This window comes from Mycobacterium kansasii ATCC 12478 (genome assembly GCF_000157895.3).
Lineage (GTDB): Bacteria > Actinomycetota > Actinomycetes > Mycobacteriales > Mycobacteriaceae > Mycobacterium > Mycobacterium kansasii.
Genome location: NC_022663.1, coordinates 5,790,245 through 5,808,344, shown reverse-complemented (window position 1 = coordinate 5,808,344; position 18,100 = coordinate 5,790,245). Strand labels below are relative to the sequence as shown.

Here is an 18,100-nt window from a genome sequence, read left to right as displayed (position 1 = left end):
GTACAGCTACGCTGAACTCCCATGACTAACTGGATGCTGCGCGGACTGGTGTTCGCCGCCGCGATGGTCGTTGTGCGCCTATTTCAGGGGGCGCTGATCAACGCCTGGCAGACTCAGGCCGGATTGATCAGCCTGGCGCTTCTCGCGTTGTACATCATAGCCGTCGTGGTGTGGGGGCTCATCGACGGAAACGCCGACGCCAAAGCCAATCCAGACCCCGACCGCCGCGAAGACCTGGCCATGACCTGGCTGCTGGCCGGCCTGGCAGCCGGAGTGCTCAGCGGTGCGGTGACCTGGCTCATCGCCGTTTTCTACAACGGCGTCTACGCCGGCGGGCTGATCAGCGAGCTGACGACGTTTGCGGCCTTCACCGCGCTCATCGTGTTCCTGTTCGCGATCACCGGGGTGGCCGTCGCCCGGTGGCGTATCGACCGCAACGCTCCCCCGCCGCCCACTCACGACGGATCCAGAGGTCGTGGCGATACCGACGTATTTTCCGCCGTTCGCGCCGACGAGACGCCGACCGGGGAGATCCATGCCCCCCGGTCCGAGTCCCAAGCCACCGCACCCACCGCGGTTGCCACCGTCGAACGCGAAGCACCCACCGAGACGATCGCCACCGCGGAGCAGGAGTCCCCGACCGAGGTGATCCGCACCGGCGAGTCCGAGGCGCCCACCGAGACGATCCCCACCAGCGACTCCGAGGCACGCACCGAGGCGATCCGCCTCGACCACGACGAAACCAAGCCGGATCACAAGCCCAAACAGGATTAGCGTTCGGCGGCGTTCGCCAGGTAGCGCAGGGCGAGCAGGTAGCCCTGGACGCCGAGGCCGACGATCACTCCGGTGGCGACCGGGCTGAGGTAGGAGTGCCGCCGGAACTCCTCGCGGGCATGGACATTGGAGATATGTACCTCGATCAGGGGCGCGCTCAATTCCGCGCAGGCGTCGCGTAACGCCACCGAGGTGTGCGTCAGTCCGCCGGCATTGAGAATCACCGGCTCTGCGGCGTCGGCTGCCCGATGAATCCATTCCAACAGTTGAGCTTCGCTATCGCTTTGCCGCACAACGGCTTTGAGTCCGAGTTCGGCGGCCTCCCGCTCGACCAGGGCGGCCAGTTCAGCATGGGTGGTGCTGCCGTAGACGGCGGGCTCGCGCTGGCCCAGCCGGCCCAGGTTCGGACCGTTGATCACGTTGACCGTCACACTCATTCGGCGCAGACTCCGGCGTAGGCGCTCACCAGCAGTCCGGGGTCCGGCCCCACCAACCGCCCCGGCCTGCCCAATCCGTCCAGGACCACGAACCGAAGGACACCGGCCCGTGTCTTCTTGTCGCCGGCCATGATCTCCAGCAGCTGGGGCAGTGCGTCGGGGTCGTAGCTGACCGGCAGGCCCAGCGACGACAGGATCGTGCGATGGCGTTGCGCGGTGGCCTCATCCAGCCGTCCGGCGAGTCTGGCGAGCTCGGCCGCGAACACCAACCCGACCGACACGGCGGCGCCATGCCGCCACCGGTAGCGCTCGCGCCGCTCGATCGCGTGCCCCAAAGTGTGGCCGTAGTTGAGGATTTCGCGCAGCTCGGATTCCTTCTCGTCGGCCGCGACGACTTCGGCCTTGACGACGACCGCCCGGCGGATCAGCTCCGGCAGCACATCGCCCTTCGGGTTCAGGGCAGCCTCTGGGTCGGCTTCGATGAGATCCAGGATCACCGGGTCCGCGATGAACCCGGCCTTGACGACTTCGGCCATCCCGCAAGCGAGTTCGTTGTGCGGCAAGGTCTGCAGTGTCGCCAGGTCGGCGAGCACGGCGAGCGGCTGGTGAAACGCACCGACCAGGTTCTTGCCCGCATCGGTGTTGATGCCCGTCTTGCCGCCGATGGCCGCGTCCACCATGCCCAGCAGCGTGGTGGGCACATGCACGATCGACACGCCGCGCAACCAGGTGGCCGCCGCGAAGCCGGCGACGTCGGTGGCGGCTCCCCCGCCGAGGCTGACCAGAGCGTCTTTGCGGCCGAGTCCGATGCGGCCCAACACTTCCCAGATGAATCCGACGACCGGCAGGTCCTTGCCGGCCTCGGCGTCGGGTATTTCGATGCGGTGTGCGTCGATACCCTTGTCGGCCAGGCGTTTGCGGGCGGTCTCGGCGGTTTCGGCCAGCACGGGCTGATGCAGGATGGCGACCTTGTGCCGGCCGGCCAGCAGTTCGTCCAACTGCGTCAACACACCGCTGCCGATCACCACCGGATAGGGCGGGTCGACGGCAACGTGCACCGTCGCGGGTGCGCCGGTTCCAGTCATGTTGCCGCCTGAGTGGGTGTCTGGCTGGGCGTCTGCAGGCGCGACATGATGTAGCGCACCACCGCGCCGGGATTGCGGCGGTTGGTGTCGACCCGGATGGTCGCGACCCGGCGGTACAGCGGAATCCGTTTGGCCATCAGCGAACGGTACTTCTCGGCGCGGTCGGGCCCGGCCAGCAACGGCCGCGCGGTGTTACCGCCGGTGCGCCGCACCCCCTCGGCAGCATTGATCTCCAGGTAGACGACGGTCTGACCGGCCAGCGCCGCGCACACGCCCGGACTGGTGACCGCGCCGCCGCCCAGCGACAGCACTCCGTCGTGGTCGGCGAGTGCCGCGCGCACCACGTCTTCCTCGATGCGCCGGAACTCCTGCTCCCCGTCGGTGGCGAAGATGTCGGCGATGCTGCGCCCGGTCTGTTGCTCGATGGCTGCGTCGGTGTCGAGGAGACCGACCCCGAGGGCTTTGGCCAACCGCCGGCCGATGGTGGACTTGCCGGATCCCGGCAGTCCCACGAGTACCGCTAGTGGTGCCATCTGATTGCTTACCCGGCTATCCCGACACCCGCGCGGCCGGTGACTGGCGGTCAGCGACCGCGCGCTGGTAGGCCTCGATGTTGCGGCGCGTCTCGGTCAGCGAATCGCCGCCGAATTTCTCCAGGGCCGCGCGCGCCAGCACCAGCGCCACCATCGCCTCGGCCACCACTCCGGCGGCCGGTACCGCGCACACGTCGGAGCGCTGGTGGATGGCGACGGCCTCGTCGCCGGTGGCCAGGTCGACGGTGGCCAGCGCCCGCGGCACGGTGGAGATGGGCTTCATCGCGGCGCGCACCCGCAGCGGCTGGCCGTTGGTCATCCCGCCTTCGAGCCCACCGGCCCGGTTGGTGGAGCGGACCACACCGTCGGACCCGGGGTACATCTCGTCGTGGGCGCGGCTGCCGCGACGGCGTGCGGTCTCGAACCCGTCACCGATCTCCACACCCTTGATCGCCTGGATGCCCATCACGGCCGCGGCCAGTTGGCTATCGAGCCGGTTGTCGCCGCTGGTGAACGACCCCAACCCCACCGGCAGGCCCAGCGCCACCACCTCCACCACGCCGCCCAGGGTGTCACCGTCTTTCTTGGCCGCTTCGATCTCGGCGATCATCGCTTGCTCGGCAGCCTTGCCGAACGCGCGGACCGGGCTGGCATCGATGGCGGGCAGGTGTTCGGCCCCGGGCGGCGGGCCGTCGTAGGGCGCCGACGGGCCGATCGAAATCACATGGGACAACACGTCGACACCCAGCGCCTGTTTGAGGAACTGCCGCGCGACGGTTGCGGCTGCCACGCGAGCGGCGGTCTCGCGGGCACTGGCCCGCTCGAGCACCGGCCGGGCGTCGTCGAAGCCGAACTTGAGCATGCCGGCGTAGTCGGCGTGGCCCGGACGCGGCCGGGTGAGCGGCGCGTTGCGGGCCCCATCCTGCAGTTGTGCCGGGTCGACGGGATCGGCGGCCATCACGGTTTCCCACTTCGGCCATTCGGTGTTGCCGATCTCGATGGCGATGGGCCCGCCGAGCGTGCTGCCGTGGCGCACGCCCGACAACACGGTCACCGCGTCGCGCTCGAAGGTCATCCGCGCACCGCGGCCGTAGCCCAACCGGCGACGGGCCAACTGGTCGGCGATCTCGGTCGAGGTGACGTCCACTCCGGCGACCATGCCTTCGACCACGGCCACCAACGCCCGGCCATGGGACTCACCCGCGGTGATCCAGCGCAACACCCGAACATCTTCCCATGGCGGCTGGCGGCCTGGGCTCGCTGACCGGCTTGAGCCGTATGTCGCCGACGAAGCGCCACCCGCGTTGTGCAAACCTGCCATGCCGACGCCTTGTCCGTCGGTTCCGATGACTAGCGGACTGCGCCGGGCGATGCGGTCACCAGCCCGACCTCGAGGCAGCCGGCCAACAAACGGTGGTCATAGGTCACAAACGCGGTCAGCTCCCGCTTGATCTGCGTTGCCGCTGCGAGGTGAATCGCGTCGAGCGTGCGCAGGGTAGCCGGGCCGATCGTTTCGGCGAGATTGATCACCGGCGCGGTGAGCGGGAGAATGTCGAGCCCGTCCAGTAGGTAACGCGCGCGTTCAGCTTGGCCGGATTCCCCTTGCCGCGCAACAACTCTCATCAACTCGACCCGGCTGAGCGCGCTCGTCGCCGCGAATTCGCCCTGGTCTGTGTGCACGGTAAGCCAGTTGCGCAGTTCGTCCGTCTCCGGTTCAGCGATGAGCAACTTAGTCAGAGCCGACGTGTCCAGATAAATCACTGCTCGTCGCGCATCTCGTCGAGAACATCGGAGAGAGTGCGCTTGCGGTCTGGCGCCGGTGTCGCCGTCACGTCGAGAAGGTTCTGCGGGCATGGGGCCGGAATCAGGGTGCCTGATTCGATCAGGGCTTCGCGAGAACGCTCTGCCGCCTGAACCGGCACGAGCCGGGCGACGAGCCGCCCGTTGTTGGTGATGCCGAGTTCCTCGCCGGCTTCAACCCGGGCGAGATACCGCGATGCATGCTGCCGCAGCTCTCGGACCCCAATCGCTTCCACCGCCCCCATGGTAGCACTCAATGTGCTACATCGCTGCCTCATCGCGCGCACGCAACCCGAGCTCACATCACTACCATTGCCAGCGCGCCGGCGGTGGCCAGACACATCGACGGGCCGTGCGGCATGGTGGCGGCGCCGTCGGCGCCGCCGATAAGCCGGGCAACCACGCCGCACACCGCCGTGAACAGCGGCGCCGCCAGCGCCGCCAGAAACCACACGTCGGCACCGAAGCAGCCGGTTAACCCGCCCACGCCGATCGCCAGCTTGACGTCACCGGCGCCCATCGCCGCCGGAGTCACCAGGTGCACCAGCAGGTACACGCCGGCCAACGCGGCCGCGCCGGCCAGCGCCGGCACCCCGCGGCCCGCGGCCAGCGCGCCGAAAAGGATCACCGCGGCCCCGGGCACGGTCAACGCGTTAGGTAACCGGCGCTGCCGCACGTCGTAGACGCACAGCGCCCCCATCCACAGCAATACCGCAACCGCCAGCATGCCGGGGCACGCTAGTCCAGCTCCGCCAATGCGCAAGTCATCGCGTCACGGGGCGCGGGCATCCCGGTGAATTGCTCCACCTGAGCGAACGCCTGATGCAGTAGCATCTGCAGTCCACTGATCGCCCGGCCGCCGGCGTCCGTCACCGCAGCGGCCAGCGGTGTGGGCCACGGATGATAGATCGCGTCCAGCAGCACCGGGACGCCGGCCAACGCCTGGATGTAGCGCGCCGCCACGTCCGCCGGCAGCGTGCTGATCAGCACTTGCGCGGCGGCGACCTGGTCGGGCAATCCGGCATCGTCCAGGGCGCAGAACCGGCTCGCCACACCGGCCTGGGTTCCCAGGTCGACCAACCGGGCCGCCTTCCCGGGATTGCGTGCCACCACGGTGATGCCGGTGACGCCGAGTTGGGCCAGCCCGATGACCGCGGCCGGCGCGGTGCCGCCGGACCCCAGCACCACCGCGTCTCCGGACGCCGCGCCGAGGGCGCCGGTCACCCCGTCGATGTCGGTGTTGTCGGCCCGCCACCCCCGCGGCGTGCGCACCAGCGTGTTGGCCGAACCAACCTGCTCGGCGCGGGCGGTTCGCTCGTCGGCGAACCGCAGGGCGGCGAACTTGCCCGGCATGGTCACCGACACACCGACCCACTCCGGCCCGAATCCGCCGACGACGGCCGGCAACTGCTCTGCCGTGCACTCGATGCGCTCATAGGTCCAGTCGTCCAGGCCCAGCGCGCGATAGGCGGCCAGGTGCAGCTGGGGGGACCGGGAGTGGGCGATCGGCGAACCGAGAACCCCGGCTTTCCTGGCTTTTCTAGCGGGTGCTGTCGAGGACACCGTTGTGTTTAGCCAGCTCGATGTTGGCCAGATGCTGCTGATAATCCCGGGTGAACAGCGTCGTGCCCTGAGAGTCGATGGTGACGAAATACAGCCAGTCCCCGGGCGCGGGATGTTCGGCAGCGTGCAGCGCGTCCACCCCGGGCGAGCAGATCGCGGTCGCCGGCAGCCCCTCGGCCATGTAGGTGTTCCACGGCGTCCGCAGGGCACGGTCGGCGTCGCTGGTAGCCACTTCCCGCCGGTCCAGCGAGTAGTTCACGGTCGAGTCGAACTCCAGCGTGCGGTGTTCGTGCAGGCGGTTGTAGATGACCTGCGCCACCTTCGGGAAATCCTGGACGTTGGCTTCCTGCTGCACCAGCGACGCCACCACCAGGATGTCGTAGGGCGACAGGCCCAGCGACGTGGCAGTGTCCACCAAACCCGCCTTGGCGTATTCCACGGCGCCCGCGCTGATCAGCGCCGACAGGACGGCGCCCGCCGAGGCCGACGGATCGACATTGAAGGTGCCCGGCGCAATCAGCCCCTCGATGCGGCGATGGTCATCGCCGAGCTCGATCACCGGCTCAACCGCCCACGGCGGCACCGAGAGCATCGCCGGGGTGTTCTTGCTTGCCGCGGCACGCAGGTCGGCCACCGCAACGCAGTGCTTGTTCCCATCAAGATCCACACACGTCGCCCGCGAAATCAACGTGAGGATTCCGGGCGTCACCACGTTGGTCTTCATGTCGGTGGTGTCGTCGAGCTGACGTCCTTCCGGGATGACCAGCCTGCCCACCCTGCTTTTCGGGTCGGCCAGCCGGGCGACCGCATTGGCTGCCGGAATCTCGGTGCGCATCCGGTAGTAGCCGGGCTGAATCGACGAAATGGCCTCGTTGCCGTGCGCGGCATCGACGAACGCCCGAACCGTCTTCACCACGCCGTGTTTGTACAGCGTCTCGCCGACAGCCGTGGTCGAGTCGCCCGCCTCGATCTGAATCACAAGGTCGTGCTTGCCGGTGCCGGTGTAGTCGTTACCGGCGCCCAGCATCAGGTGCCAGAGCTTCCCGCCGAAGACGACGGCCGTCGCCACGACCGCGACCAGCACGGTGAAGGCCAATCCGCCCAGGACGCGCCGCCGTCTTCTGCGGCTCTGGCTGCGCTTGCGCCGGTCCGCTCTGCTCATCCGGTGTCGGTGCGGCCCGACCGCCACCGGCTCGGCCCGCGGACGGTCGACATCCTCAGCCATCGGCCACGTTCCCGGTTACCGGTCCGGGCGCTGTACTGCGGCGTTGATCCAGCCACGTCTGCAGGATTGCCACGGCAGCGGCCTGGTCGATCACCGCACGTTGTTCTTTGGCCCGGATGCCCGCCTGACGCAGTGATCGCTGGGCGCTCACGGTGGTCAACCGCTCGTCGACAAGCCGCACCGGTGTCGGGCCGATGCGCTGTGCCAGCGCATCGGCCAGGTCGATCGCGTCCTGGGCCGCCGGGCCGATGCGGTCGGCCAGCGTGCGCGGCAGTCCGACCACCACCTCGACGGCCTGCAGTTCGGCGGCCAGCGCGACCAGCCGGCGCAGATGCTTGCCGGAGCGGTCGCGGCGCACCGTTTCCACCGGAGTGGCCAAGATGCCGTCGGGGTCGCTGCACGCCACGCCGATCCGCACGCTTCCCACATCAATACCGAGGCGTCGTCCCGGTCCGGGGTCTGAGTCGCCGGGCCGGTCGGGCTGGCGTTGAAGTGGAGCGCTCACTCAACCGACCCGCGCTATCGCGGCGATCTCGGAGCGGACCGCGTCGAGCGCGGCGTCGATGCCGGCCGGTTTCTTTCCGGACCCCTGCGCCAGGTCGGCCTTGCCGCCGCCGCGGCCGTCGACGGCCGCAGCCAGCGGTTTGATCAGCTCGTTAGCGCGGATCCCCAGGTCCTGGGCGGCCGGGTTGGCGGCGACGGCATACGGCACGCTGTCGTTCTCGCCTTCGGCGATCAGCGCGATCACCGCCGGATCGCTACCCAGCCGGCCGCGGATATCGCCGACCAGGGAACGTAAATCGGCTGATGTGATGCCGCCCGAGATGCGCTGTGCCACCACCCGGACGTTACCGATGCGTTCGGCGCCGGCGGCGGCGTTGACCGCGGCTGCCCGCGCATTCGCCAGCCGGACGCGTTCCAGCTCCTTCTCGGCGGCCTTGAGCCGATCCACCAGGTTTGCCACCCGCGTGGGGACTTCGTCGGAGGGCACCTTCAGCGACGAAGCAAGCCCCGCCATCAGGGCGCGCTCCTTGGCCAGGTGACGGAAGGAGTCCAGCCCGACGTAGGCCTCCACCCGGCGCACCCCGGACCCGATCGACGATTCGCCCAAGATGGTCACCGGCCCGATCTGCGCCGAGCTCTCGACGTGGGTGCCCCCGCACAGCTCCAGTGAGAACGGCCCACCGATTTCGACGACCCGGACTTCGTCGGGGTAGCTTTCGCCGAACAGCGCCATCGCACCCATCGCCTTGGCTTTTTCGAGCTGCTCGGTGAAAGTGTGAACTTCGAAATCGGCCTGCACCGCTTCGTTGGTCACCTCTTCGATGTGGGTCCGCTGGTCTTCGGTGAGCGGCCCCTGCCAGCTGAAATCGAACCGCAGATAGCCCGGTCGGTTCAGCGAGCCGGCCTGAACCGCGTTGGGCCCCAGCACTTGCCGCAATGCGGCGTGCACCATGTGGGTCCCCGAGTGACCTTGCGTGGCGCCTCTGCGCCAGCCCGGGTCCACCGCGGCGATAACGGTGTCGCCCTCGACGAATTCGCCGGACTCGACGTTGACCCGGTGCACCCAAAGGGTTTTGGCGATCTTCTGCACGTCGGTGACCGCCGCTCGGGCGCTGCCGCCCGATCCGGTTCCGCTGATGGTTCCCTCGTCGGCGATCTGTCCGCCCGACTCGGCGTACAGCGGGGTGCGGTCCAGCACCAGCTCCACCCGATCGCCGTTGGCCGCCTGTCCTTCCGAGCCGTGAGCCACCACCGGCACCCGCTTGCCGTCGACGAAGATGCCCAGGATTCGTGCTTCCGAGGCGAGTTCGTCGAATCCGGTGAATTCGGTGGGTCCCGCGTCGACCAGTTCCCGATATGCGGTGAGGTCGGTGTGTGCATGTTTGCGTGCGGCGGCGTCGGCCTTGGCTCGGCGGCGCTGCTCCGCCATCAACTCCCGGAACCCGGCCTCGTCGACCCGGAGCCCGGATTCGGCGGCCATCTCCAAGGTGAGCTCGATCGGGAACCCGTAGGTGTCGTGCAGGGTGAAGGCGTCCGAACCGGAAACCACGGTGGCGCCCTTGGCTTTGGTGGTGCCGGCGACCTCGTCGAACAGTCTGGAGCCCGAGGCCAGAGTGCGGTTGAACGCCGTCTCCTCGGCGACTGCGATGCGGTTGATCCGGTCGAAGTCGCTGACCAGCTCGGGATAGGACGGGCCCATCGCGTCGCGCACGGTGGCCATCAGGTCGCCGACGATCGGGGTGTCGATGTTGAGCAGCTTGGCCGACCGGATGACGCGGCGCAGCAGCCGGCGCAACACGTATCCGCGGCCGTCGTTGCCGGGGCTCACGCCGTCGCCGATCAGGATCGCTGCGGTGCGGCTGTGGTCGGCGATGATGCGGTACCGCACGTCGTCGGCGTGATTTCCGGCGTCATAGGGGCGCGCGGCGACCAAGGCCACAGCATCCACGACCGGTCGTAGGAGGTCGGTCTCGTAGACGTTGTGCACGTCTTGCAGAACCAGCGCGACCCGCTCGACCCCCATGCCGGTGTCGATGTTCTTGCGGGGCAGCGGACCCAGGATCTCGTAGTCCTCTTTGGTGGTTCCCTCGCCGCGCTCGTTCTGCATGAAGACGAGGTTCCACACCTCGAGGTAGCGGTCTTCGTTGACGATGGGCCCACCTTCGGGGCCGTAGTCGGGGCCGCGGTCGTAGTAGATCTCCGATGACGGCCCGCACGGCCCGGGAATGCCCATCGACCAGTAGTTGTCGGCCATGCCGCGGCGCTGGATCCGCTCGGGCGGCAGACCGGCGACGTCCTGCCACAGGCCGGCGGCCTCGTCGTCGTCGAGATAGACTGTGGCCCAAAGCCTTTCCGGGTCCAGCCCGTATCCGCCGGCGGCAACGCCGTTGGTCAGAAGCGACCAGGCCAGTTCGATTGCCCCGCGCTTGAAGTAGTCGCCGAAGGAGAAATTGCCGGCCATCTGGAAGAAGGTGTTGTGCCGGGTGGTGATGCCCACCTCGTCGATGTCGGGCGTACGGATGCACTTCTGGATGCTGGTGGCCGTCGGGTACGGCGGTGTGCGCTGTCCCAGGAAGTAGGGCACGAATTGGACCATGCCGGCGTTGACGAACAACAGGTTGGGGTCGTCGAGGATCACCGATGCGCTGGGCACCTCGGTGTGACCGGCCTTCACGAAATGATCGAGGAACCGTTTCCTGATCTCGTGTGTCTGCACTGTCGTCGCTTCCCTAAGTTTCCTCGGTCAGATTTAATACCAGCCTATTCGCCGGTCTATTAGACGGCTTTCCAAAGGACGCTTTGTGTCCGGCTTAGCCTTCCACAAAACTCAAACGCACCGAGCGTCGCGGATTGTCCCGGTTCAAGTCGACCAGAACGACGCTTTGCCACGTGCCCAGCAGCGGCTCGCCGCCCGAGACCGGCACCGTCACCGACGGGGCGACCAGGGCCGGGAGCACGTGGTCGGCGCCGTGACCGGGAGAGCCATGCGCATGCCGATAGCGGTCGTCACGCGGCAGCAGTCTCTCCAGGGTGTCAACCAGGTCATGGTCGGAGCCGGCGCCGGTCTCGATGATCGCGACCCCGGCCGTCGCATGGGGGACGAACACGTTGCACAGCCCGTCACCGTGGGATGCGCAGAAGCCGCGCACCGCGTCGGTGAGATCGACAATGCGGCGACGCGCGGTGTCAACGTCGAGCACATCGGTATCCACCCGCCCAGCCTACCGGGACGCATTTCACGGCCCGGCGGTCCAAGTGCCGGTCCAGGAGCGGCCCAAGAATTTATTGCCAGGGCTGTTCGGTAGGAGGAAGGTATTCGGTGAGACCGGTGGCGCCACCGGGGCGCCGCCCCGACATAGGAGGGGCCGATCGTGTACGCACGCTCTACCACCATCCAGGCACAACCCTTGTCGGTCGACATTGGAATCGCGCACGTTCGCGATGTCGTGATGCCCGCTCTGCAGGCGATCAACGGATACGTCGGGCTGTCGCTGCTGGTCGACCGGCAGTCCGGTACCTGCATCGCCACCAGCGCCTGGGAGACCCTGGAGGCGATGCGCGCCAGCGCCGAGCGGGTCGCGCCCGTCCGGGATCGGGCCGCGATGATGTTCTCCGGCAACGCGCGGGTCGAGGAATGGAATATCGCCATGCTGCACCGCGACCACCACTCCCATCCCGGGGCATGCGTGCGGGCCACCTGGCTCAAGGTGGTACCGGATCAGATCGAGCGATCGCTCGACTTTTACGGCATGCATGTGTTGCCCGAGATGGAGGGGTTGGACGGGTTCTGCAGTGCCAGCCTGATGATTGACCATCCCGCATGCCGGCGCGCGGTGTCATGCACCACGTTCGACACCATGGATGCAATGGCCCGTAATCGCGACCAGGCGACCGAGTTGCGCAGCAGGCGGGTCCGCGAATTGGGCGCCGAGGTACTTGACGTGGCCGAGTTCGAGCTGGCGATAGCGCACTTACGCGTGCCTGAGCTGGTCTGACCCGGCTTGGATTCGGGCGGTCGCAGCGCGCCGCGTAGCGGTGCGTGCACTGGTGGCGGCGAGCGTGCACTGGTGGCAGCGAGCGTGCACTGGTGGCAGCGAGCGTGCACTGGTGGCGGCGAGCGTGCATCGGTGGCGGCGAGTGTGCACTGGTGGCGGCGAGCGTGCACCGGTGGCGGCGAGCGTGCACTGGTGGCGGCGAGTGTGCACTGGTGGCGGCGAGCGTGCACTGGTGGCGGCGAGCGTGCACCGGTGGCGGCGAGCGTGCACCGGTGGCGGCGAGCGTGCACTGGTGGCGAGTTCAGGGCCCGTCGGCCGCCGTAGTTACACTCTGAAAACCGTAGGCGCGCACTCGAAGCCGCGAATGCACATTCAATGCCTCAGCTCGGCACCTAGCGCTGCCTGCTCGATGCCCCGCTCGCTGCCTGCTCGCTGCCAGGTCGACGCCGGAGTCGCCGGAGTAGCCGGGTCCGTCGAAGCGCCAAGCGGCACGGGACTCCCGGTTGCAGAGGGACAGCCGCGCTGCCGTCAAGGCAGGGCGTCACCGGGAAAGCCTCGGCAAGGGTGTACGTCGTAGGTGAATACGCCCGCGGCGACGCCCGGGTCGTCATTCATGATCGCCGCGGTGTCGTCAACCGTCGCCGCGAATACTCCGATGCCACAGACGTCGGACCCGTCGGTGACCGGCAGGACGACCGCCAGCACACCCTCGTCGCGCAGCCCGAAGTTGCGGCGCCCGTGCTCCCAGACGATGGCCGGCGCCGCCTCGTCACCGAACTTCGGTCCCTGCTTGAGGATGACGACGCTGTAGGGCCTGGCGGTGGGCAGCAGCTGGTTCATCTCGTCGTCGGTAAAGGTCTTCATGCCCGTCCCCGTTTCTTGCGGATGATCGCCCGTAGCCGGTCCAGCCGGCCGGCCATGTCACGTTCGCCGCCGCGACCGGTGGGCCGATAGTAGTTCACGCCCACCAGCTCGTCCGGCGGATACTGTTGAGCCACAACACCATCCGGGTTGTCGTGAGAGTACTTGTAGCCCTGCGCATTGCCCAGGGCCGCGGCACCGGAGTAGTGCCCGTCGCGCAGCTGAGCCGGGACCAAGCCGGCTTTGCCCGCCTTGATGTCGGCCATCGCCGCGGCCAGGGCCGTGGTGACCGCGTTGGACTTGGGCGCAGTGGCCAGATGAATCGTGGCGTGAGCCAACGTCAGCTGGGCCTCCGGCATGCCGATCAGCGCCACGGTCTGGGCGGCGGCGACCGCGGTCTGCAGCGCGGTCGGGTCGGCCATGCCGATGTCCTCGCTGGCCAGAATCATCAGCCGCCGCGCGATGAACCGGGGGTCCTCACCGGCGACCAGCATGCGGGCCAGATAGTGCAGTGCGGCGTCGACGTCGGAGCCACGCACCGATTTGATGAAGGCACTGACGACGTCGTAGTGCTGGTCACCGTTGCGGTCGTAGCGGACCGCGGCCCGGTCCAAGGATTGCTCGATCGCCTCGACGGTAACCTGCTCGGCGACTTCAGCAGCCACCTCCAGCGCGGTCAGCGCCCGGCGCGCATCCCCGGCGGCCAATTGCACCAGCAGCTCGACGGCCTCGGGCGTCACCACCACGCGCCCGCCGAACCCGCGGGGATCCTCGATCGCGCGCTGCACGACGATCCGAATGTCGTCGGAGGTCAGCGGCCTCAGCTGCAGAATCAACGACCGCGACAGCAGCGGGGCCACCACCGCAAAGGATGGATTCTCGGTAGTCGCGGCGACCAACAACACCACCCGGTTCTCCACCGCCGACAGCAGCGCATCCTGCTGGGTCTTGGAAAACCGGTGCACCTCGTCGATGAACAGCACCGTTTGCTCACCGGCAAGAAGCCCCCGCCGTGCCCCCTCGATGACGGCTCGGACGTCTTTCACCCCCGCCGACAACGCCGACAGGGCTTCAAACCGGCGTCCGGTGGCCTGTGAGACCAGCGCTGCCAACGTCGTCTTGCCGCTTCCGGGCGGACCGTAGAGGATCACGGACGCCACGCCCGACCCCTCGACCAGCCGGCGCAGCGGCGACCCCGCCGCAAGCAGGTGGTCCTGCCCGACCACTTCATCGAGCGACGCCGGGCGCATCCGCACCGCCAGCGGCGCGCCGGCTGACACGTCGAGGCCATGATCGGTCGGCTTCGGTGCGCCGGGCAGGTCGAAAAGACCGTCGGACACGCTTCAGACATACCACGCGAGCCCTAAGGGGGCCGAGGCGTCGCACGCTCCGGGGTCGCCACCCGAAAAAGGAGCACCACCAATCCGCGCGCCTCCGGCCCACATTTGCTAAGTTCCGGTTTGCTAATTCCACGCGCATACCAGGCGAGAGCGAACGACCAGCCACTTAGGACAGCGATGAGCCAGCCGCCAGAACACCCAGGCACACCGGCCGACCCCCAGGGCGGCGATCACAGCACCTCGGGCTACCCGCCGCCTCCCCCGCCACCGGGTTACGGGACCACGCCTCCGCCGCCGGGTTACGGCGCGCCGCCGCCTCCCCCGCCCGGTTACGGCGCACCTCCACCCGGTTACGGCGCACCGCCTCCCCCACCGCCCGGTTACGGCCCGCCGCCCGGCGGCTACTCGGCTCCCGGCTACAACGCCCCGCCCCCGCCTCCCGGCTATGGCCCGCCGGGAGCACCTGCGCCGGGCTACCCGCCTCAGCCGGGTTTCGGCGGACAGCCGAAGTCGGGCTTCAACGTGGGCGAAGCGATCAGTTGGGCGTGGAACAAGTTCACCAAGAACGTCGCGGCGCTGGTCGTGCCGCTGGTCATCTACGGGCTGACGATGGCCGCGGTGATCGGTATCCCGCTGGCGATCGCCTTTGCGACCGCGCAAACCACCACGACTACCGTTGTCGAGTACGACTACAGCTACCACACCACGTCCGCAGAGTTTTCCGCGATCGGCTGGATCCTCACGATCATCGGCTACATCGCCCTGTTCTTCGTGGTGGCCTACATGCATGCCGGCCTGCTCACCGGATGCCTCGACATTGCCGATGGCAAGCCGGTCAGCATCGGGACGTTCTTCAAGCCGCGCAATGTGGGCGCTGTGGTGCTCACCTCATTCCTGCTCGCTGTCGGTGCCATGATTCTGTCGTGCACCATTGTCGGGCCGTTGGTCTTGGCTTTCTTCGCCCAATTCGCGATTGCGTTCGTCGTCGACAAATCCCTGTCGCCGATCGAGTCGATCAAGGCCAGCATCGCGACCGTTCGCGGCGAACTCGGAAGCAGCGCGCTGTCCTGGCTGGTTCAGTATGCGGCCGTGCTGATCGGCGAACTCGCATGCTTGGTCGGCATGGTCGTCGGCGTTCCGGTCGCCGCGCTGGTCCAGGTCTACACCTACCGCAAGCTGACGGGTGGCCAGGTGGTGCCGGTCGAGCAAACGGCGCCCCCTGGCGGCTATCCGCCGGGACCGCCGCCAGGGCAGCAGTACGCATAAGCCCGGCCGGAACCAGCGGGTTCGGCGCAGCGAACGCTGTGTAGGCGAGGGCAGTCCCTGATGTTGCGGCAGTAATGGCGCCCGCCGACGTGACGTGGGGAACGGGTCGAGCAATGGCCGATGCTGACCACCTCCTGGACGGTTACCGCACCGCGCGAGCCCAGCAAGCTCTCTTCGACCTGCGTAACGGCCCGGGAACCGGCTACGACGAGTTCGTCGACGCCGACGGAAAGGTGCGGCCCGCCTGGACGGAGCTGGCCGACGCCGTCGCCGAGCGCGGTAGAGCGGGTCTGGACCGGCTGCGCACGGTCGTGCACAGCCTGATCGACCACGACGGCATCAGCTACACCGGGGCCGATCCCACGCGCGACGAGCACAGCGCCCACGGCCTGGAGCCCGGACCCTGGCGACTGGACACGCTGCCGCTGGTGGTGTCAGCCGAAGACTGGGCCGTCCTGGAGGCCGGCCTGGTGCAGCGGTCACGCCTACTCGATGCCATGCTGGCGGACCTCTACGGAGCCCGTAGCCTGCTCACCGAGGGCGTGCTGCCCGCCGAGCTGGTATTCGCCCATCCCGGTTATGTGCGCCGCGCCAAGGGGATCACGGTGCCGGGGCGCCAACTTTTCCTGCACGCCTGCGACCTCAGCCGGATACCCGACGGCAGCTATCAGGTCAACGCCGACTGGACGCAGGCGCCATCGGGGGCGGGTTATGCGCTGGCCGACCGGCGGGTGATCGCCCACGCGATCCCGGACCTGTACGAAAGGATTGCGCCGCGGCCCACGACACCGTTTGCCCAAGCGTTGCGGTTGGCGTTGATCGACGCGGCTCCCGACGTCGCCCAAGACCCGGTGGTGGTGGTGCTCAGCCCCGGCATCTATTCGGAGACGGCCTTCGATCAGGCGTATCTGGCGACGCTGCTGGGTTTCCCGCTGGTGGAAAGCGCGGACCTGGTGGTGCGCGACGGCAAGCTGTGGATGCGCTCGCTGGGCACTCTCAAACGCGTGGACGTGGTGTTGCGCCGCGTGGACGCCGACTACGCCGACCCGCTGGATTTGCGCGCCGATTCCCGGCTCGGCGTGGTCGGTTTGGTGGAGGCCCAGCACCGCGGAACGGTGACCGTGGTCAACACACTGGGCAGCGGCATCCTGGAAAGCCCGGGGCTGCTGCGGTTTCTGCCGGAGCTGGCCCGGCGCTTACTGGGCGAAGAACCATTGTTGCCGACCGCTGCTGTCTACTGGGGCGGCATCGCCAGTGAACGCTCGCATCTGCTGGCCAATCTGCCGTCGCTGCTGATCAGATCCACGGTTGGCAGGAAAACCCTTGCCGGGCCGACACTTTCGTCTCGGCAGCTGGCGGATTTGGCGGCGCGGATCGAGGCGATGCCATGGCAGTGGGCCGGCCAGGAGTTGCCGACGTTCTCCTCCGCGCCCACCGACCACGCCGGGATGCTGACCTCAGCCGGCGTCGGCATGCGGTTGTTCACCGTCGCCCAACGCGGCGGCTATGCGCCGATGATCGGCGGCCTGGGCTACGTACTGGCGCCCGGCGCGGCCGCATACATGCTGAAATCCGTTGCGGCAAAGGATGTCTGGGTGCGCCCCACGGAGCGGGCGATTGCCGAGGCGGTGACGGTCACGACCTTGCCGCCGGCGCTCAAGACCGGCGCGGGCACCCGCGCGGTCAGTTCCCCGCGGGTGCTGTCGGACCTGTTCTGGATGGGACGCTACGGCGAACGCGCCGAGAACATGGCCCGGTTGCTGATCGTGGCCCGCGAGCGCTACCACGTCTTCCGTCACCAACAGCACACCGAGGAAAGCGAATGTGTGCCGGTACTCATGGCCGCGCTCGGCCAGATCACCGGAACCGACACCGGAGCCGCTCACGATCACGCCGAGATGATCGCCGTCGCCCCCTCGATGCTGTGGTCGATGACCGTGGACCTGGAGCGGCCAGGATCCCTGGTCCAGTCGGTCGAAGGGCTGGCGCTGTGCGCCAGGGCGGTGCGCGACCAATTGTCCAACGACACCTGGATGGTGCTGGCCGGCGTCGAGCGCGCCGTCGCCTTGCGGTCGGACCCGCCGCAGTCACTCGCCGAGGCCGATGCCCTGCTCGCCGAGGCTCAGGCGCAGACCCTGGCCGGGATGTTGACGCTGGCCGGGGTGGCCGCCGAGTCGATGGTGCGCGACGCGGGCTGGACGATGATGGACATCGGCAAGCGGATCGAGCGTGGCCTGTGGCTGACCGCACTGTTGGCGGACACGCTGACCGCGGTTCGTGGCGTGGCCGCCGAACAAACCATCATCGAGTCGACGCTGGAGGCTTGTGAGTCCTCGGTCAGCTACCGGCGCCGTACCGTGGGCAAGGTCAGCGTCGCCGCCGTGACCGACCTGATGCTGTTCGACCCGCAGAACCCGCGCTCGCTGGTGTATCAGCTGGAGCGGCTGCGGGCCGACCTCAAGGACCTTCCCGGCTCGTCGGGGTCGTCGCGTCCCGAGCGGATGGTGGACGAGATCAACACTCGATTGCGCCGCTCGGATCCTGCCGAGCTGGAGGGCGTCGTCGACGGACGCCGGACGGAGCTGGCCGACCTGCTGACCGCGATACATGCCGCGCTGCGCGACGTCGCCGACGTGATCACCGCGACACAGTTGAAGCTGCCCGGGGGCATGCAGCCGCTGTGGGGGCCCGAGGAACGGCGGACGATGCCGGCCTGA

Annotated in this window: 18 protein-coding genes; 4 read left to right on the top strand and 14 right to left on the bottom strand. The window is 68.3% G+C overall.

Annotated features, from left to right (window positions below; genetic code table 11):
* The first annotated feature begins 21 nt into the window (after window positions 1-21).
* Complete coding sequence (locus MKAN_RS25275) at window positions 22-774, top strand: B-4DMT family transporter (protein WP_036448656.1); 753 nt, start codon at window positions 22-24, stop codon at window positions 772-774.
* On the opposite strand, the gene aroQ is transcribed toward MKAN_RS25275, so the two are convergent.
* The 12 genes from aroQ to MKAN_RS25215 form a co-directional block, all read right to left on the bottom strand.
* Window positions 771-1,211, bottom strand: a complete 441-nt coding sequence (gene aroQ / locus MKAN_RS25270; protein WP_023373057.1) for a type II 3-dehydroquinate dehydratase — start codon at window positions 1,209-1,211, stop codon at window positions 771-773. The two genes, MKAN_RS25275 and aroQ, sit on opposite strands and share 4 nt — an antisense overlap.
* Entirely contained in the window at window positions 1,208-2,296 is a 1,089-nt protein-coding gene (gene aroB / locus MKAN_RS25265) for a 3-dehydroquinate synthase (protein WP_023373055.1), read from the bottom strand. Before aroB ends, aroQ begins: the two co-directional genes overlap by 4 nt.
* Complete coding sequence (locus MKAN_RS25260; protein WP_023373053.1) at window positions 2,293-2,829, bottom strand: shikimate kinase; 537 nt, start codon at window positions 2,827-2,829, stop codon at window positions 2,293-2,295. Before MKAN_RS25260 ends, aroB begins: the two co-directional genes overlap by 4 nt.
* 16 nt (window positions 2,830-2,845) lie before the next feature.
* On the bottom strand, window positions 2,846-4,051 hold the full coding sequence (aroC, locus tag MKAN_RS25255; RefSeq protein WP_023373051.1) for a chorismate synthase: 1,206 nt from the start codon (window positions 4,049-4,051) through the stop codon (window positions 2,846-2,848).
* Between the two features lie 128 nt (window positions 4,052-4,179).
* Window positions 4,180-4,590 (bottom strand): type II toxin-antitoxin system VapC family toxin, encoded by a 411-nt coding sequence (locus MKAN_RS25250; RefSeq protein ID WP_023373049.1) that lies wholly within the window; start codon window positions 4,588-4,590, stop codon window positions 4,180-4,182.
* A complete protein-coding gene (locus tag MKAN_RS25245; protein WP_371686042.1) occupies window positions 4,587-4,874 on the bottom strand; it encodes a type II toxin-antitoxin system Phd/YefM family antitoxin in 288 nt (95 codons plus the stop codon). The genes MKAN_RS25250 and MKAN_RS25245 overlap by 4 nt, the downstream gene beginning before the upstream one ends.
* Before the next feature lie 53 nt (window positions 4,875-4,927).
* On the bottom strand, window positions 4,928-5,356 hold the full coding sequence (locus MKAN_RS25240; protein ID WP_023373045.1) for a prepilin peptidase: 429 nt from the start codon (window positions 5,354-5,356) through the stop codon (window positions 4,928-4,930).
* Between the two features lie 11 nt (window positions 5,357-5,367).
* A complete protein-coding gene (locus MKAN_RS25235; protein WP_023373043.1) occupies window positions 5,368-6,192 on the bottom strand; it encodes a shikimate dehydrogenase in 825 nt (274 codons plus the stop codon).
* Window positions 6,170-7,417, bottom strand: coding sequence for an endolytic transglycosylase MltG (gene mltG, locus MKAN_RS25230; protein WP_023373040.1), 1,248 nt, complete (start codon window positions 7,415-7,417; stop codon window positions 6,170-6,172). Before mltG ends, MKAN_RS25235 begins: the two co-directional genes overlap by 23 nt.
* Window positions 7,410-7,922, bottom strand: coding sequence for a Holliday junction resolvase RuvX (gene ruvX, locus MKAN_RS25225; protein WP_036391447.1), 513 nt, complete (start codon window positions 7,920-7,922; stop codon window positions 7,410-7,412). Before ruvX ends, mltG begins: the two co-directional genes overlap by 8 nt.
* Entirely contained in the window at window positions 7,923-10,637 is a 2,715-nt protein-coding gene (alaS, locus tag MKAN_RS25220) for an alanine--tRNA ligase (protein WP_023373036.1), read from the bottom strand.
* A gap of 94 nt (window positions 10,638-10,731) precedes the next feature.
* Window positions 10,732-11,121: a secondary thiamine-phosphate synthase enzyme YjbQ gene (locus MKAN_RS25215; RefSeq protein WP_099185116.1), complete on the bottom strand. Its 390-nt coding sequence runs from the start codon at window positions 11,119-11,121 to the stop codon at window positions 10,732-10,734.
* 171 nt (window positions 11,122-11,292) lie between these two features.
* Between MKAN_RS25215 and MKAN_RS25210 the strand changes: the two genes are divergently transcribed.
* Window positions 11,293-11,916 (top strand): hypothetical protein, encoded by a 624-nt coding sequence (locus tag MKAN_RS25210; protein WP_023373032.1) that lies wholly within the window; start codon window positions 11,293-11,295, stop codon window positions 11,914-11,916.
* Window positions 11,917-12,444: 528 nt separating this feature from the next.
* Here MKAN_RS25210 and MKAN_RS25205 read toward each other — a convergent pair.
* Together MKAN_RS25205 and MKAN_RS25200 are read right to left on the bottom strand one after the other, a co-directional pair.
* Window positions 12,445-12,780: a hypothetical protein gene (locus MKAN_RS25205; protein WP_023373031.1), complete on the bottom strand. Its 336-nt coding sequence runs from the start codon at window positions 12,778-12,780 to the stop codon at window positions 12,445-12,447.
* Window positions 12,777-14,117 carry a replication-associated recombination protein A gene (locus MKAN_RS25200; RefSeq protein WP_023373029.1) on the bottom strand — a complete coding sequence of 447 codons (1,341 nt, stop codon included), beginning with the start codon at window positions 14,115-14,117 and terminating at the stop codon, window positions 12,777-12,779. Before MKAN_RS25200 ends, MKAN_RS25205 begins: the two co-directional genes overlap by 4 nt.
* A gap of 177 nt (window positions 14,118-14,294) precedes the next feature.
* Here MKAN_RS25200 and MKAN_RS25195 point away from each other — a divergent pair, with 177 nt between their 5' ends.
* The gene (locus tag MKAN_RS25195) at window positions 14,295-15,383 is read left to right on the top strand and encodes a membrane protein (RefSeq protein WP_036391444.1); all 1,089 of its coding nucleotides are present in this window, start codon (window positions 14,295-14,297) and stop codon (window positions 15,381-15,383) included.
* Between the two features lie 74 nt (window positions 15,384-15,457).
* The gene (locus tag MKAN_RS25190; RefSeq protein ID WP_023373025.1) at window positions 15,458-18,100 is read left to right on the top strand and encodes a circularly permuted type 2 ATP-grasp protein; all 2,643 of its coding nucleotides are present in this window, start codon (window positions 15,458-15,460) and stop codon (window positions 18,098-18,100) included.

Bases quoted from the DNA above. Each gene is read 5' to 3' on its own strand.
- MKAN_RS25275 (WP_036448656.1), top strand. From the start codon at position 22: ATGACTAACTGGATGCTGCGCGGACTGGTGTTCGCCGCCGCGATGGTC.
- aroB (WP_023373055.1), bottom strand. From the start codon at position 2,296: ATGACTGGAACCGGCGCACCCGCGACGGTGCACGTTGCCGTCGACCCG.
- aroQ (WP_023373057.1), bottom strand. From the start codon at position 1,211: ATGAGTGTGACGGTCAACGTGATCAACGGTCCGAACCTGGGCCGGCTG.
- MKAN_RS25205 (WP_023373031.1), bottom strand. From the start codon at position 12,780: ATGAAGACCTTTACCGACGACGAGATGAACCAGCTGCTGCCCACCGCC.
- MKAN_RS25260 (WP_023373053.1), bottom strand. From the start codon at position 2,829: ATGGCACCACTAGCGGTACTCGTGGGACTGCCGGGATCCGGCAAGTCC.
- MKAN_RS25195 (WP_036391444.1), top strand. From the start codon at position 14,295: ATGAGCCAGCCGCCAGAACACCCAGGCACACCGGCCGACCCCCAGGGC.
- MKAN_RS25190 (WP_023373025.1), top strand. From the start codon at position 15,458: ATGGCGCCCGCCGACGTGACGTGGGGAACGGGTCGAGCAATGGCCGAT.
- mltG (WP_023373040.1), bottom strand. From the start codon at position 7,417: ATGGCTGAGGATGTCGACCGTCCGCGGGCCGAGCCGGTGGCGGTCGGG.
- MKAN_RS25240 (WP_023373045.1), bottom strand. From the start codon at position 5,356: ATGCTGGCGGTTGCGGTATTGCTGTGGATGGGGGCGCTGTGCGTCTAC.
- MKAN_RS25245 (WP_371686042.1), bottom strand. From the start codon at position 4,874: ATGGGGGCGGTGGAAGCGATTGGGGTCCGAGAGCTGCGGCAGCATGCA.